Raw genomic sequence first — 15,184 nt, 5'->3', positions numbered from 1 at the left:
TCTCGACCGGGCCCGCCGCCGCTTGCGGCCGCGTGCCACTGCCCGCCCTCGCCCCCGTACCGCGTCCTTCCGGACGGCCGACGCGCCGTCAGGGCCCGCACCGACCTCGCCGGTCGTCGACCGCCCAAGACGCGAACCCGCGTTCCGGGCGTCGCCGGAACCGTGACGCACGGTCCGCGGCAGCGGACGGTCACCGCCCGGTCAGCCTGCAACGGCCGACCGGGCGGGAGCGGGTTGGGGGCTGCCGAGGCCGACCTCGTGCTCGACCTCGGCGAACGCGGCGGCCGGCACCTCCTCGACCAGACGGCGCGGCGGGCGGGCCGACACGGGTGGCGCGGTGACCGGCGCGGCGGTCACGGCCGTCGGGAGCGTGAACCAGACGACCTTGCCGGACTCGCCGTCCGGCCGGGCGCCCCAGCACTCGCTCATCGCGGCCACCATGGCGAGCCCGCGCCCACACGTGGCGAGGGGCTCGGCGTCGTCCACGACGGGCAGTCGCGCATCGTGGTCGCGCACCGAGACCGTCAGCCGGTCCAGGAGCAGTTCTATCTCCACGGTGCACGTCTTGTCGGGCCGCGCATGCAGATGGACATTGGTCAGCAACTCCGTCACGCCGAGCACCGCACGGTCGATCAGGAGATCCATATGCCAGTAGCGCAATTGCGCAGATACGATTCTGCGGACCTGGCCGATCCGCGACGGCAGGGCTTGGAGCTCCACCGTGCAGTGTCTGCTTGGGTGAGTGATCACGGCTGCGACTCCCCGACATAGAGGTCCGGAAGAACACGGAGTTCGGATCCAGCGAGCCGCACGTGGCGCACGTCGCCCGCTGTCATGGCCGGCGGGCTGGTTCGCAGCGTTATCGCCGGTAAACCCAGAGTGACGTGAGACCAGCGTGACGCAAGGGGTGAGGCACCGCAAGTTACGGACATCTCTCAGGCGCGGCGTCCGGCCGCCCTGCGCACCGCCTCGATGAAGCGGCCGGCCGCGGGAGGCCCCGGTTCCCCGGGGGCCGGGTCGCGCTCGCCGAGGGTCAGCAGGTACCGCTTCCCGTCGAGGTCGGCCAGCGCCCGGTCCTGCGGGGCGAACCACGGGCGGGAGACGCGCACCGCCTGCACCGGCGCGCTGTCTATCTCGCTGCCGTAGCTGGTCAGCAACTCCACCCGGCCACCGCTGATCCGGACCGTCCCGGCCCGGGTGAGCGAACGCAGCCGCTTGCCGATCCGCACCCCCGTGGCCCTGAACTCCGGCTCCGTCATGGCCGTCGCCCCCTCGTGCGCGTCGGTTCCGCCGCTGGCAGTCTGCCCGCACCACGCTCCGAGCACCAGTACGCGCCGGTCCTTTCCGGAGGCGACCGGAGCACTCGCGCGAATGCGCCCCCCGTCGCGCCCCCCGCCGCGTCGACCCCCGTACCCCAGGGGTGCCTTTGAGGCCCCCAAAGGGGCGTTTATGCAGGTGAGAAGCGTGTGCAAGATGTTTATGATCCAGGTGTCGGCCGCGCTGTCCGCCGTCGGCGCGCAGCGTAAGGAGCCCCGAAGTGAGCACTGACCGACAGACCGGCACCGGCACCGGCACCACCCTCGACGTCGACCACAGCGACGCCTCCTACCGTGCCTGGCTGAAAGAGGCCGTCCGCAAGGTGCAGGCCGACGCCAACCGCTCGGCCGACACCCACCTGCTCCTGTTCCCGCTCCCCGAGCACTGGGGCATCGACCTGTATCTGAAGGACGAGTCGACCCACCCGACCGGCAGCCTCAAGCACCGGCTCGCCCGCTCCCTGTTCCTCTACGGCCTGTGCAACGGCTGGATCCGGCCGGACCGCCCGGTGATCGAGGCGTCCAGCGGCTCGACGGCCGTCTCCGAGGCCTACTTCGCGAGCCTGATCGGCGTCCCCTTCATCGCCGTCATGCCCCGGACGACGAGCACCGAGAAGATCCGGCTGATCGAGTTCCACGGCGGACGGTGCCACTTCGTGGACGACTCCCGGCGGATGTACGAGGAGTCGGCCCGCCTCGCGGCGGAGACCGGCGGCCACTACATGGACCAGTTCACCTACGCCGAACGCGCCACCGACTGGCGCGGCAACAACAACATCGCCGAGTCGATCTTCCGTCAGCTGCGGCTGGAACGGTATCCCGAGCCGTCCTGGATCGTCGCCACGGCCGGCACCGGCGGCACCTCGGCGACCCTCGCCCGCTACGTCCACTACATGCAGTACGACACCCGCGTCTGCGTCGCCGACCCGGACAACTCCTGTTTCTTCGAGGGCTGGACCACCGGCGACCCCGACGTGGCCTGCGACCGCGGCTCCCGCATCGAGGGCATCGGCCGGCCCCGGATGGAACCGAGCTTCGTACCCGGCGCGATCGACCGCATGATGAAGGTGCCGGACGCGGCCAGCGTCGCGGCCGTCCGGTCGCTGGAGCGGGCCATCGGCCGCAAGGCGGGCGGCTCCACCGGCACCGGGCTGTGGAGCGCGTTGAAGATCGTCGCGGAGATGGTGGCGGCGGGGGAGCGGGGCAGCGTCGTGACACTGCTGTGCGATCCGGGGGACCGGTACCTCGACAAGTACTACTCGGACGCCTGGCTCGCCGAACAGGGCCTCGACATCGAGCCGTACACGGCGGCGATCGAGTCCCTGCTGCGCACCGGCAGCCTGCTCGACTGAGCCGGTCGCCGGTCGCCGGTCGCCGGTTGCCGGGCTACGGCCGCCGCAGTCGCCGGTCCAGCGAGGTGACCGCGCTCCGGAACGCCCGCCCCAGCCCCGGCCGCGCCCGGTCGAGCACGAAACGGAACGGCGCCGTACCGTCCGCCGCGAACGTCCAGCGCACCCGGGTCCCGGTCCCGGCCGGTGTCAGGCGCCACTCCTCGAGCATGGCCCGGGCCCCCGGCACGTTGGTGACGTCGACGCGGTAGGCGTACACGTCGGACCGCTCGGCCGCCAGCACCGTCTCCACGAAGCGCGCACCGCCCCTGAGCCGGATCTCGCGCCCCGCGCCCTCACCGATGGGCCGGGCGAACGTCACCGCCGAGAACCACGCGGTCCAGCCCGGCACGTCCTCGGCCAGGGCGCGGAAGACGGCGTCCGGAGCGGCGGCGACCTCGCGCGCGAAGACCAGGCGTACCGGTGCCGTCTCGACGAAGTCGAGACCCACCGGACGCAGACGGCGAGCCATGGACCACCCCCTGGTGCGAAGCCGCGCGCGGCGGACGATCGGCTGGGTGGCGCCACGATAGACCCGGGCGCGCCGGGTGTCAGCGGGGCGGGCGCCCGACGGCAGGCCCGCGCACGGCCGACGCCGACGTCAGTCGGCCTCGGGCTCCGGCTCGCCCGCCACGACCAGCCCGAGGTGCTCGGCGACCTCCGCGCGGGCATCCGCCGCCAGGCCGGAGTCGGTGACGAGCGTGTCCACCTGCTCCAGCGCTGCGAAGGAACTCAAACCCACGACACCCCACTTGGTGTGGTCCGCGACCACCACGACACGCCGTGCCGACTGCACCAGCCGCCGGTTCGTCTCGGCCTCCGCGAGGTTCGGCGTGGACAGGCCGGCCTCGGCCGATATGCCGTGCACGCCCAGGAACAGCACGTCGAAGTGGAGCGTCGCGATCGCCTGGTCGGCGACCGGGCCCACCAGCGAGTCGGAGGGCGTGCGCACACCGCCGGTGAGCACCACCGTCGCCCCGCCCTGCCGCGCCCCCGAAGTACGCTGCGCCACGTGGAACACGTCGGCCACCCGCACCGAGTTGGTGACCACCGTCAGCTCCGGCACGTCCACCAGCCGGTGCGCCAGCGCGTACGTCGTCGTACCGCCCGACAGGGCGATCGCGGCGCCCGGCGCGACCAGCTCCGCCGCGGCCCGCGCGATGTCCTCCTTGGCGGTCGGCTCCAGCCCCGACTTGGCCTCGAACCCCGGCTCGTGCGTGCTCGCCTCGGCCACCGGGACCGCGCCGCCGTGCACCTTCTCCAGCACACCCTGCCGGGAGAGCGCGTCCAGGTCGCGGCGGACCGTCATGTCCGACACGCCGAGCTTGCGGGTCAGCTCGTTGACCCGGACCCCGCCCCGGCGGCGCACCTCGTCCAGGATCAGGGCGCGCCGCTGCTCCGCGAGGAGGTTCGGATTCTCACTCACGTACGCCCCGGTCCTTTCGCCGCAAAACCGTCCGACACGCCGCCGCACGCGCTCTGATGAGGACTTCTCCCCGCACCCGTGCGCGGATGTCCCATCCTCGCACGCCCCGCCGCGGCCCGCGCCACCGCCCGTCCCGGGCGCCCTCGGGCACCCGGATCGGGGAGATTCCGTGCCGAAGGGTGTACGACGTCCGCGGACGGGAGATCCTTGTGCCCGCACGGACAGAGCCGACGGCACGTCACGGGGGAGTGCGGACAGTGAAGAAGGCGCAGGAACGGGCCGGGACGGGCGGGCGCGACGCGAGAAGCGGCACCGCCCTGGAACTCCTGGTCCACGGAGTGGGCGGTACGACACCCACCGAGATGCTGGACGACCCGCGGACCGTGCGGATCACCGGCGACCACGTCGCGGCCGTCTTCCGGCGCACCGAGGACGCCGACGCCGAGTCCCGGCCCGAGGACTACCGGGGCCGGCCGGTCCCCGAGGCCTACGTCTGGTGCAACCTGACCTCCGGCAACGGCGCCCGAGCCCTGTGGCTGCTGCTCCTGCCCTTCATGGTGGTCAACATCGCCCACTGGATGCGGCCCGCCGCCCACGGCCGGATCCGCACGGTCCGCCTCTACGGACTGCTGCTGCGGCTCGCGGGCCTGACCCTGACGGTGCTGCTGGTCGCCGCCGCCTGCGAGGTCGCCCTCGACCTCGTGGCCTGGCAGTGCGCGGGCACGCGCGCGTGCGCCGAGCGGCACTCCTGGCTGGGCTTCCTGTCGCCGGCGCTGTCGGACGGCGGCTGGTGGAGCACGCCCGGCCGCAGGCTCGCCCTCGCGGCCGCGGTGCCCTCCGCCCTGACCGGGCTGCTGTGGTACCTCTCGCTGCGCACCTGGCGGGCGTACGAGTCCCAGCAGCCGATGGACCGCGAGGCCGGCTCCGAGGAGGAACCCCGCCGCGCCGCGCTGAGCCGCCCCGGGTTCTGGTACGGGCGCCGCCTGGTGGCCCGGCTGCGCGCCGCGCACACCGCCGCCGGTCTGCTGACCGTCGCCGTGGGGGTGGCCGCCCCGGCCGCCCGCTTCGACCACCGGCCGGGCGGGCCCGCGCTGCTCGACACGCTCGGATGGGCGCTGCTTGCGGTGATGGCCGCGGGGGCGGTCGCCGTGGTCGCGGTGGTGTGCCGCCGCGGCCGCAGCGAGCGGCTCATCGACCGGACACTCGACGAGCACCTCGTCCGCCGCCTGCCGCTCGCCGCCCTCCTCCTGTTCCTCCTCGCCCTGCTCTACGGCGGCTGGTCCCGCCCGGACTGGACCTCGGACGGCCGGCTGTCCGGGAACACCGCCTTCGGCGGCATCGCCCTGGTCCAGGGACTGCTGGTCGTCGCCCTGGCCGTGGTCGCCCACCTGCTCCACCGCAGCCGCCCCGACGTCCGCGCCGCGATCCGCGGCCTCGGCGGCCCCGCCGTCGCCATGCTGGCCTGCGCGCTGGGCGGCGTGATGTCCGGCGGCGTCGCCCAGCGCGTCGCCGACTGGATGGACGGCACCGGCACCTCCCTCGACGGCCCGCCCGTCCTGCTGACCTGGCAGGCCTCCGTCATCCCGCCGCTGCTCGTCGTCGTCCTGCTGATGTGCGCCGCGCTCGCCCTGCACACCCTGCGCCTGGCCCGCGCGGAACGGGACGCCGTGGAAGGCGACCACCCGGGGGAGGCCGGGGACCCGGGGCGCACCCGGCGCATCGCCCTCGCCCGCGCCATGGCCACCCTCACCGACCGGGCGCCCCTCCTCGTCGCCATCACCTCCGCCGCCACCCTGCTCCTGGGCGCCGGAGCCCTGGTGGGCGCCCTGACGACCGGCCGGGTGCCCGGCGAGGCCGCGCGCGGCACGTACGCCGTGGTCCAAGGGGCCGCGCAGACCGCGCAGGATCTGGGGTCCTGGCTGATCGGCCTCGGCTTCATACTGTTCGTCACCTGGGGCAGGCGCGCCTACAAGGACGCCTCCGCGCGGCGCACCATCGGCATCCTGTGGGACGTCGGCACCTTCTGGCCGCGCGCCGCGCACCCCTTCGCACCGCCCTGCTACGCCGAGCGCGCGGTGCCCGACCTGACCTGGCGGATGGCGACCTGGACCCGCGCCACCGGCGGCCGGCTGGTCATCTCCGGGCACTCGCAGGGCAGCGTCCTCGCCGCCGCCGCGTCCTGGCAGCTCGAACCGTCCGCCCGCGGACGCGTCGCCCTGCTCACCTACGGCTCCCCGCTGGAGCGGCTGTACGGCCGCTGGTTCCCGGCCCACTTCGGACCCGACGCGCTCGCCTCGCTGCACGAGGAGGTCGACTGCTGGCGCAACCTCTACCGGCGCACCGACCCCATCGGCGGCCCGATGCGGCTGCCGGGCGACGCGGGCCCCGCCGTGGACCGCGCACCCCTCAGGGACCCGCTGACGTACGGCCGGACCGAACTCCACCCGCTGCCGGCGCCGATCCTCGGCCACTCCGACTACCAGGCCGACCCGGTCTTCGCCGAGGAACGCGGACGGCTGCTGGCCCGGTTGCACCCGGAGCTGCCGGCACCGCGCCACACCGGGGGCGCCGCCGCCCCCGTCCCGGCGGCCGACGGCACGGCGGGGGACTGCTAGTACGCGGGGGACTGCCAGGACCCGGCCCGGCGCCCCGCCCCGGCTCCGCTACGGCAGCCCGGGCAGGTCCTCGGGGTACAGCAGCGTCAGGTCGTCCGTGCTGGGGTCGGCCAGCTGGGCGACCCGGCTCGCGTGCCGCTCCACCATCGCCTCGAAGGTCTGGCGGGCGGTGCGGCCGTTGCCGAAGGCGGGACCCTTGGGGATCTCCGTGAAGTACTTCGTCAGCGCCTCGGGCGTGCCCGGCGCCAGCCGGTACTCGTGCTCGTCGGCCTGCTGCTCCACGATCCGCAGCAGCTCCCCGGGGCCGTAGTCGCCGAAGGTGATGGTGCGTGAGAAACGGGACGCCACGCCGGGGTTGACGGACAGGAAGCGCTCCATCTCCGCCGTGTACCCCGCGACGATCACGACGACGGACTCCCGCTGGTCCTCCATCAGCTTGACCAGCGTGTCGATGGCCTCCTTGCCGAAGTCCCGGCCCGCGTCCTCGGGGGAGAGCGCGTACGCCTCGTCGATGAACAGCACGCCGCCGTGCGCCCGCTGGAACGCCTCCTGGGTGCGGATCGCCGTGGACCCGATGTGCTCGCCCACCAGGTCCACCCGGGACACCTCGACCAGGTGACCCTTGTCCAGCACGCCGAGCGAGGCGAGGATCTCGCCGTACAGCCGGGCGACCGTCGTCTTGCCGGTGCCGGGGGAGCCGGTGAAGACCAGGTGCCGCTTGACCGACGCGGCCTTCAGGCCCGCCCGCTGCCGGCGCCGGCCCACCTCGATCATGTCGGTCAGCGCCCGTACCTCGCGCTTGACGCTGTCCAGGCCCACCAGGGCGTCCAGCTCGCCCAGGACGGCCTTGGAGGTCCGGGCAGGGTCCGGCGCGGCGGCGGCCGCGATCAGCGGCTCCTGCTCGGTGGTGCGCTGCCCGGGGATCGAGCCCAGCAGACCCGGGGACTGGGCCGCTGTCTGCACCACCGGCTCGGGCGCGGCGGGCGCCGTCAGGCCGGTGCTCTCGTCGCCGGTGCAGTCCTCGACGAGCGGCCCGGAGTCGTACGCCGTGTCGGGGCCGCCGTCCGCGAACTCGTAACCGCCGCGCGCGCACCGCTCCGTGCGGCACTTCCGCAGCGTCGTACGACAGCCGTCGATCACGTGGAAGCCGTAACCGGCGCTGCCGGTCACCCGGCAGTTCAGGAAGCTGCCGCGGCCTCCGGCCGACACGTACACGCCCGCCTCGGACGGTGAGTCGACCGTGCAGCGCTCGATGGTGGGGTCGGCGCCCTTGGTGACGATCACACCGGTGCGATTGCCGTCCAGGGTGCAGTTGTTCAGGGTGCCGCCGCTGCCGTGGTCGCGGAACCAGGCGCCCGTGGCGGCGTCCCGGATGCGGCAGTCGTCGAGCTGCGCGGTGGCGCCGTCGCTCACCGACACGGCGGTGTTGCGCACCTGGGAGAGGTCGCTGTCGACGACGTCCACGCGCGAGCCGCGGTCCAGGACGAACAGCGCGTCCGGCACGTCGTGCACCCGGCAGGAGTCGAGCACCGCGGTGGCGCCGTCACTGACCCAGACCGCCGGGTAGTCGCCGGTGCTGTCGAAGATCTCGCACTGGTTGGCGTCGACCCGCGTGCCCGGGTCCCACACCGACAGGCCGTTGCGCCCGAACTGCCGCACGCTGGTGCGGGTCAGGGTGAGGACCGAGCGGGACCTGAGGTCGACCGCGTTCTCCGGGATGTCGTGGATACGGCAGTCGGCGAGGGTGAGCACCGCGTCCGTGTCCAGCGTGACACCGTCGCCGGTGGTGCGGTGCACGTCGCAGTCGGTCAGGTGGGCCGTGGCCCGGGCGGTCACCTGCACGCCGCTGCCGCGGACCTCGTAGACCTCGCAGCCCACGGCCTCCAGGGCGGAGCCCTCGCCCGTCGCCGTCAGTCCCGAACCCGCCGCGTGGTGCACCCGGCAGCGCTCCAGCCGGGGATGGGCTCCGGAGCGCACCGCGACGCCCGCCTGGCCGGCCGCGACCACCTCGCACTCCTCGAACACGCCGCCCCCGCCGTCCAGGACGGCGATGCCGACACCGGCCGGATTGTCGACGGTGCAGCGCCGCACCGTGGGACGCGCGCCGCCGCGCACCTCTATCCCGGAGGCGGAACGCGCGACGACCCTGAGGCCCAGCAGCTCCGGCGTACCGTCCTCCACCAGGACCGCGGGCGCCGCCGCGTCCTGGCCCTCGACGTGCAGGTCCTGGATCACCGCCGAGGCGCGCACGGTCAGCGGGACGCCGTCGGCCGGCGCGATGCGCACCGAACCCTGGGCGCCGTCGGGCCCGCGCAGGGTCACCGCCCGCTGGACGACGAGGTTCTCCCGGTAGGTCCCGGGGGCGACGGTGAGGACGTCACCGTCGGCCGCGGCCTCCAGGGCGGCGGCGAGCGATGCGTACTCACCCGTGCGGCGCCGCCACCGCGAGGTGCCGGTGTGCGTCACCTGGACCGTGCCCTGTGCCATGGCGTTGCTGTGCCCCCACCTCGTCGTACGCGGGTCGTCGCCGATTCGGTTCGGCCGGTCCACCGTAGCGTGCGCGCAGGTGGTGAGTTGACCGGAGGCACAAGCCCGTCAACTGCCCGCGCCGGTCCTGCCCCAGTCCGGCCCCGCCCGCTCCCACTCCTGCTCCAGGCGCGCGTACCGGCGGCGGACCAGGCGCCGGACCACTGTGCGCCGGACGGCCTCCACGAGGGCCGCCACCGCCACCGCGGTGCCCGTCCCGGCGAGCACCGCGTGGGTGGTCGCGGTCTCGGCGTCCAGCGGGCGGGCGACCTCACGGCCCCGCGCGTCCGTCCACATCGCGAACCGGTCGCCGCCGTCCGGGCGGTCGATGCCCACCAGGACGGGGCCCTGGTGCCGCGAACCGTCCGGCCCGGTCCAGGCGGCGAGGACACGGCTGCGCAGCTCCTCGCCGGAGGCGGCACCCTCCGGGTCGACGGCCAGGGGCGAACGCTCCAGGGCGCGGAGCACGGTGGCCGTCACCCGGTGCCGGGACTCGTGCTGCTCGCGCACCGACCGCTGCAGGGCGTTCTGCGCCGCACCGCCAGCGAGCACGCCGATCAGGGGCGCCACGGACAGGATCAACAGCAGTGCCGTCAGGGCCACCCAGGCCTCGGCCAGGTCGGTCCCGCGGCGCAGCGGATTGCCCCTCCAACGCCACAGACCTCTGATCGCCCGCACACACGGACCCCCTTCCCGCTCCGCTCCACCCCCGTCGAGCCGTTCACGCGGATCCCGGGCGGACCGGACCGAGGGGGGTACGCCGTCCCCGCTCGGTGGCCCGTCACGGCCGGGTTCTCATGAACCTCTCATGAACCCCAACGCGCGGACCCCGCACCGGGTTCCCGTTACCGGGCTGTTTGTCCGGAACTCGGGCACGGTCCGGGCGAGCGCGGGCTCCTCACTCGACGATCCGCACCGGGTCGCCGACCCGGACCGTGCCCGGGCCGAGGGGGACCAGGTTCTGCCCGAAGACCAGCTTGCCGTCGACGCGGCGGTGCCGGCCGAGGCTGTGCAGGGGCTCGGCGCCGCGGTCCGCGGTGCCCTGGTCGGTGGTCGTCACGACGCACCGCCCGCACGGCTTGGCGACCCGCAGCACGACCTCGCCGACGGCGAGGCGGGACCAGCGGTCCTCGGCCCAGGGCTCGGTGCCGGAGACGACCAGGTTCGGCCGGAAGCGGTCCATGGGCAGGGGGCCCTCGTGCGCGTGCTCGCCCCGCGCGATCAGGCAGTTGAGGGCGTCGAGCGAGGCGGTGGTGGTCAGCAGCAGCGGAAAGCCGTCCGCGAAGGAGACGGTCTCGCCCGGCAGCGCGTACGCCGGGTCAACGGGCCTGCGGGTGGCGGGATCGTCCAGATACACCAGCCGGACGTCGGCTCCGAGCAGCGCGCTGCACCAGGCGTGCGCGGCCGCGTCCTCGGCCGGGAGCGCCTCGACCTTGTCCCGGAAGATCTGCACCACCACGGCGCCCACCGCGCGCGGGACCGGTACCGCGAGCGGCGCCATGCCGGGCGCGGACAGCCGTACGCCGCCGCCGGGCAGAAGCTCGGCGGCGGCCAGGGCGAGGCGCGGCTGCCGGCGTTGCGTGACGACCTTTCCCCCGTCGTCGATCAGCATCCAGCGTCGGTCTCCGGTCGGCCCCCAGGGCTCCACGACGGCCTCCTGGAGCGACTGGCTCCGGAACGCCTTGACCGGATGGACGTGGATCGACTGCAGTCGCGCGTACCCCATGAGGTCATCGTGCCAGGTGGCACCGACAACCAGGAGGACGGCTCAGTAGCCGCGGTACTGCTGCTGGTTGTACGGATCCTGGTACGGCGCGGGCGCCGGCCGGGGAGCCGCGGGCCGCATCGCCTCGTACCCCGCGGGGCCGGGCGCTCCCGGGCGGGGCGGCTGCGGCTGCTGGGGGCCGGGGTAGCCGCGAGGCGCGGTCGCCTGGTGCGGGATGTACGCGGCGGGCGCCTGCTGCAGCGGGGCGGGCTGCGGGGCCTGCTGCGGGTATCCGTAGGAGGGCTGCGAGGGGCCCGCCGGGAGGGCGGGCAGGGCGGACGGCAGCGCGGGCAGATGGCTGCTGCTCGGCATGTCGTACGCGGCGGGGACCCGGATCGGGGCGATCTGCGGTGTGCCCCGTTCGGCCACGAGCGAGTCGTAGATCGGGGTGTCCGGGAAGGAGGCGGAGTAGTAGCCGCCGCCATAAGTGGAGCGGGGGGAGGTCATGGCCATAAGTTAAGCCCACGATGTGCTGGTTGGGGAGACCGATAAGAGGGTTGTTTTCCGTGTCCGCAGTGACCGGGCATCCCCAATGCGAGCGAACTTGGCAAAATAGGGCGTCACGCCACGCGATTTTGCGGTAAAGGCCGAGTTCCGGGCGGGTTACCGGCGGTTGGCCGAACCTTCTGCCGGACTCTTCGTTCAGGGACGGGCGGCCCGGAGAATAGGTTGTGCGTCAGGAACTCGACGATTCGCCGGGACAAGACTCGGCTCGGTGACACGTGATGGGGGCGGACATGTCAATGTCGAAAGGATCGAACACCCCGGTGCCGACGACGGCGCTGCGGGTCGAACTGGGCTGGCGATCCGGCCCCGGCGTGCCCGACGCGGACGCCTCCGCCCTCCTGCTGGTCGGCGGCAAGGTCCGTTCCGACGCGGACTTCGTCTTCTACAACCAGCCGGCCCACGCCTCCGGCTCGGTCCGCCACGAGGGCAAGCGGGACGCCGGCGGCCGGGTGACCGACAGCCTGCTCGTCGACCTCACGCGCGTGGAGCCCGCGATCGAGACGGTGATCCTCGCCGCCTCCTCGGACGGCGGAGCGTTCGGGCAGGTCCCCGATCTGTACATCGAGGTGCGCGACACCGCGCGGAACACCGTCGTGGCCCGTTTCGACAGCCCGGGCGCCGGCGTCGAGACCGCCTTCGTGCTCGGCGAGTTCTACCGCCGCCAGGGCGCCTGGAAGTTCCGCGCCGTCGGACAGGGATACGACAGCGGACTCGAGGGCCTGGCCACGGACTACGGCATTTCGGTGGACGAGCCGCAGCACGCCCCGCCCCCGCCCGCCCAGCCGGCGCCGACGGTCCCGCCCGCCCCCGACGCCGCGACGTCCCCGCCGGCGCCTTCCGCGCCTCCCGTGGCACGGCCGGCCGCCGCGCCCCCGCCGCCCCCGGCCGCGCCCGCCGCCGCGCCGGTCCGGCTGACCAAGGTCACGCTCACCAAGGCCGCGCCCTCCGTCTCGCTCACCAAGCAGGGCGGCACCTCCGGCGCCATGCGCGTCAACCTCAACTGGCAGGTGCGCAAGCAGTTCTCGGGCTGGGCCCGAAAGCTCGGCCGCCCGGTCGCCATGCACGACGACCTCGACCTCGACCTGTGCTGCCTGTACGAACTGAGCGACGGCAGCAAGGGCGTCGTCCAGGCGCTCGGCAACGCCTTCGGGGCGCTGCACCAGCCGCCGTTCATCCACCTCGACGGCGACGACCGCACCGGCGCCGTGTCGAGCGGCGAGAACCTCACCATCAGCCTCGACCACCAGCGGTACTTCCGGCGCATCCTCGTCTTCGTGACCATCTACGAAGGCGCCCGCTCCTTCGCCGACCTGCACGCCACGGTCACCCTCCAGCCGCAGTACGGCGCCGCCGTCGACTTCTCGCTCGACGAGTGCACCGTGCCCTCGACGGTCTGCGCCCTCGCCCTGATCACCAACACCGGAAACGACCTCGTCGTCCAGCGCGAGGCCCGCTACCTGGTGCCCGAGCGCGGGGTGAGCCCGCAGCGGACGGTCGACCACGCCTACGACTGGGGCATGAACTGGACCCCCGGCCGCAAGTGACCGCCCCGGAGCGGGTGTTCAGCCCTCCTCGGGCACCGCGTCCGGACGGGCGTAGGTGCGGCCCTTCCAGGCCGCGCCGCGCCCCCGGTAGTGCTGCACCGCCGAGTCGACCGTCATCAGCAGATAGAGGAACGCGGTGAACGGCAGCAGCGGCGCGAGCCACAGGGGCTGCCGGTAGTAGCGCAGCATCGGCAGATACGTCCCCGCCATCACCAGCCAGGCGGCGGCGCCCAGGCCGGCCGTCGCGCCCCGCCCCGTCGCCGCTCCGACGAGCACCGCCGCGGGCGGCACCAGATACACCAGGGCCAGGCCGAGCACCGTTCCGGCCAGCACCAGGGGGTTGTGCCGCAGTTGCGCGTAGGCGCTGCGCGAGACCATCCGCCACAGGTCGTGCAGCCGCGGATAGGGGCGCACGCTGTCCACCCGGTCGGCCAGGCCCAGCCAGACCCGGCCGCCGGTGCCCTTCACCGCGCGGGCGAGCGCCACGTCGTCGATGACCGCGTGCCGGATGGCGTCCGGGATCCGCGCCCGCTCGGCGGCGTCGGCCCGGAGCAGCACGCAACCGCCCGCCGCGGCCGCCGTGCGCGTCGCCCTCTGCCGCCCGCTCCCGGCGCGCCCACCGCCGATCCACCGGAACGGGTACAGCTGGGCGAAGAAGTAGACGAAGGCCGGGACCACGAGCCGCTCCCAGCCGCTCTCCACCCGCAGCCGGGCCATCTGGGAGACGACGTCGAAACCTCCGGTGCCGGCCGCGGACACCAACGCGCGCAGACTGTCCGGAGCGTGCGCGATGTCGGCGTCCGTCAGCAGCAGGTACTCGGGCTCACGCGCGCGTGCCAGGCCGATGCCGTGCCGCACCGCCCACAGCTTCCCCGTCCAGCCGGCGGGCGGCTCCCCGGGCGAGGCCACGGTGAGCGGCAGCCCCTCGTGCCGCCGGGCCAGCTCGCACGCCAGCTCACCCGTGCCGTCCGTGCTGCCGTCGTCGATCAGGAAGACCTCGGCCCGCCCCGGATAGTCCTGGGCGAGCAGCGACGGCAGGCTCGCGGGCAGCACCGCCGCCTCGTCGCGCGCCGGGACGACCACGCACACCGAGGGCCAGGCGCCGGGCTCGTCCCGGGCCGGAAGTCTGACGTCGGTACGCCAGAAGAAACCCCGGGCGAACAGCAGCCACAGCCAGGCGGCGAGAGAGAGGGCTGACACCAAGGTCACGACGGTCACGACGGAAGTCCACGCATCGGCGCTCACGTGCGCAGTCTGCCGCACGGCACCGGCCGGTGGCGGCGCATCGTCTATGGTGGCCGGGTGAAGATCGCGCTCATGGACTCCGGAATCGGTCTGCTGGCGGCCACCGCCGCGGTACGGCGGCTGCGACCGGACGCCGATCTCATCCTCTCCCTGGACCCCGACGGGATGCCCTGGGGTCCGCGGACCTCGGAAGACCTGACCGGGCGCGCCCTCGCCGTGGCCGAGGCCGCCGCGGCGCACCGCCCGGACGCCCTGATCGTCGGCTGCAACACCGCCACGGTGCACGCGCTGCCCGCGCTGCGCGCCCGGCTCGAGCCCGAGGTGCCCGTCATCGGCACCGTGCCGGCGATCAAGCCCGCCGCGGCCGGCGGCGGCCCGGTGGCGATCTGGGCGACGCCGGCCACCACGGGCAGCCCCTACCAGCGGGGCCTGATCGAGGACTTCGCGGGGGACGCGCCGGTTACCGAGGTGCCGTGTCCGGGCCTCGCCGACGCAGTCGAGCACGCGGACGAGACCGCGATCACCGAGGCCGTCGCCGCCGCGGCCGCCCTCACCCCCGACGACGTGACGACCGTCGTCCTGGGCTGCACCCACTACGAACTGGTCGCCGAACGCATCCGCGCCGCCGTGCAGCGCCCCGGCGCCCCGCGGCTCGTGCTGCACGGCTCCGCCGGAGCCGTGGCCGCCCAGGCGCTGCGCCGGATCGGCGCCCGCCCCGACCCGGGCGCCCCGGCGACGGGCACCCTGACCGTGCTGCTGAGCGGACGCGAGGGCACCCTGCCCGCGCCCGCGCTGGCCTACGACGAGGGCCGGCTCCTGCGCGCGGTCACGCCGGCCGGCTGACGGGCCCTT

Annotated in this window: 13 protein-coding genes; 4 read left to right on the top strand and 9 right to left on the bottom strand. The window is 74.2% G+C overall.

Annotated features, from left to right (window positions below):
* Positions 1-201: 201 nt before the first annotated feature.
* Entirely contained in the window at positions 202-750 is a 549-nt protein-coding gene (locus ACFV9J_RS06405; RefSeq protein ID WP_385350662.1) for an ATP-binding protein, read from the bottom strand.
* Positions 751-935: 185 nt separating this feature from the next.
* Positions 936-1,259: a hypothetical protein gene (locus ACFV9J_RS06400; protein ID WP_385350659.1), complete on the bottom strand. Its 324-nt coding sequence runs from the start codon at positions 1,257-1,259 to the stop codon at positions 936-938.
* A gap of 278 nt (positions 1,260-1,537) precedes the next feature.
* On the opposite strand from ACFV9J_RS06400, the gene ACFV9J_RS06395 reads away from it, so the two are divergent.
* Complete coding sequence (locus tag ACFV9J_RS06395) at positions 1,538-2,668, top strand: PLP-dependent cysteine synthase family protein (protein WP_385350657.1); 1,131 nt, start codon at positions 1,538-1,540, stop codon at positions 2,666-2,668.
* A 34-nt stretch (positions 2,669-2,702) separates the two neighbouring features.
* Here ACFV9J_RS06395 and ACFV9J_RS06390 read toward each other — a convergent pair whose 3' ends face one another.
* Positions 2,703-3,176 (bottom strand): SRPBCC family protein, encoded by a 474-nt coding sequence (locus ACFV9J_RS06390; RefSeq protein WP_164273906.1) that lies wholly within the window; start codon positions 3,174-3,176, stop codon positions 2,703-2,705.
* Between the two features lie 129 nt (positions 3,177-3,305).
* Positions 3,306-4,130, bottom strand: a complete 825-nt coding sequence (locus ACFV9J_RS06385; RefSeq protein ID WP_385350653.1) for a DeoR/GlpR family DNA-binding transcription regulator — start codon at positions 4,128-4,130, stop codon at positions 3,306-3,308.
* Between the two features lie 257 nt (positions 4,131-4,387).
* Between ACFV9J_RS06385 and ACFV9J_RS06380 the strand changes: the two genes are divergently transcribed.
* Positions 4,388-6,745 carry a hypothetical protein gene (locus tag ACFV9J_RS06380; RefSeq protein ID WP_385350650.1) on the top strand — a complete coding sequence of 786 codons (2,358 nt, stop codon included), beginning with the start codon at positions 4,388-4,390 and terminating at the stop codon, positions 6,743-6,745.
* 48 nt (positions 6,746-6,793) lie between these two features.
* Here the strand turns inward: ACFV9J_RS06380 and ACFV9J_RS06375 are convergent, their stop codons facing one another.
* The 4 genes from ACFV9J_RS06375 to ACFV9J_RS06360 form a co-directional block, all read right to left on the bottom strand.
* Complete coding sequence (locus ACFV9J_RS06375; RefSeq protein ID WP_385350648.1) at positions 6,794-9,232, bottom strand: right-handed parallel beta-helix repeat-containing protein; 2,439 nt, start codon at positions 9,230-9,232, stop codon at positions 6,794-6,796.
* A gap of 108 nt (positions 9,233-9,340) precedes the next feature.
* The gene (locus ACFV9J_RS06370; RefSeq protein ID WP_385350646.1) at positions 9,341-9,949 is read right to left on the bottom strand and encodes a hypothetical protein; all 609 of its coding nucleotides are present in this window, start codon (positions 9,947-9,949) and stop codon (positions 9,341-9,343) included.
* A gap of 220 nt (positions 9,950-10,169) precedes the next feature.
* Positions 10,170-10,997, bottom strand: coding sequence for an MOSC domain-containing protein (locus ACFV9J_RS06365; RefSeq protein ID WP_385350643.1), 828 nt, complete (start codon positions 10,995-10,997; stop codon positions 10,170-10,172).
* Positions 10,998-11,039: 42 nt separating this feature from the next.
* Entirely contained in the window at positions 11,040-11,483 is a 444-nt protein-coding gene (locus ACFV9J_RS06360) for a DUF6643 family protein (protein ID WP_385350639.1), read from the bottom strand.
* Between the two features lie 296 nt (positions 11,484-11,779).
* Between ACFV9J_RS06360 and ACFV9J_RS06355 the strand changes: the two genes are divergently transcribed.
* Positions 11,780-13,087: a TerD family protein gene (locus ACFV9J_RS06355; RefSeq protein ID WP_385350636.1), complete on the top strand. Its 1,308-nt coding sequence runs from the start codon at positions 11,780-11,782 to the stop codon at positions 13,085-13,087.
* Between the two features lie 18 nt (positions 13,088-13,105).
* Here the strand turns inward: ACFV9J_RS06355 and ACFV9J_RS06350 are convergent, their stop codons facing one another.
* Positions 13,106-14,305, bottom strand: coding sequence for a glycosyltransferase (locus ACFV9J_RS06350; protein WP_385350633.1), 1,200 nt, complete (start codon positions 14,303-14,305; stop codon positions 13,106-13,108).
* Between the two features lie 84 nt (positions 14,306-14,389).
* Here ACFV9J_RS06350 and ACFV9J_RS06345 point away from each other — a divergent pair, with 84 nt between their 5' ends.
* Complete coding sequence (locus ACFV9J_RS06345) at positions 14,390-15,175, top strand: glutamate racemase (RefSeq protein WP_385351322.1); 786 nt, start codon at positions 14,390-14,392, stop codon at positions 15,173-15,175.
* Positions 15,176-15,184 lie beyond the last annotated feature (9 nt).

It is taken from the genome of Streptomyces sp. NPDC059906, assembly GCF_042730645.1.
Classification (GTDB): domain Bacteria; phylum Actinomycetota; class Actinomycetes; order Streptomycetales; family Streptomycetaceae; genus Streptomyces; species Streptomyces rubrogriseus.
The sequence above is the reverse complement of the archived record's forward strand: the minus strand, read 5'-3'. Positions and strand labels throughout refer to the sequence as shown.

Coding starts and splice junctions, on each gene's coding strand:
- ACFV9J_RS06400 (WP_385350659.1), bottom strand. CDS start 1,259: ATGACGGAGCCGGAGTTCAGGGCCACGGGGGTGCGGATCGGCAAGCGG.
- ACFV9J_RS06390 (WP_164273906.1), bottom strand. CDS start 3,176: ATGGCTCGCCGTCTGCGTCCGGTGGGTCTCGACTTCGTCGAGACGGCA.
- ACFV9J_RS06375 (WP_385350648.1), bottom strand. CDS start 9,232: ATGGCACAGGGCACGGTCCAGGTGACGCACACCGGCACCTCGCGGTGG.
- ACFV9J_RS06365 (WP_385350643.1), bottom strand. CDS start 10,997: ATGGGGTACGCGCGACTGCAGTCGATCCACGTCCATCCGGTCAAGGCG.
- ACFV9J_RS06360 (WP_385350639.1), bottom strand. CDS start 11,483: ATGACCTCCCCCCGCTCCACTTATGGCGGCGGCTACTACTCCGCCTCC.
- ACFV9J_RS06355 (WP_385350636.1), top strand. CDS start 11,780: ATGTCGAAAGGATCGAACACCCCGGTGCCGACGACGGCGCTGCGGGTC.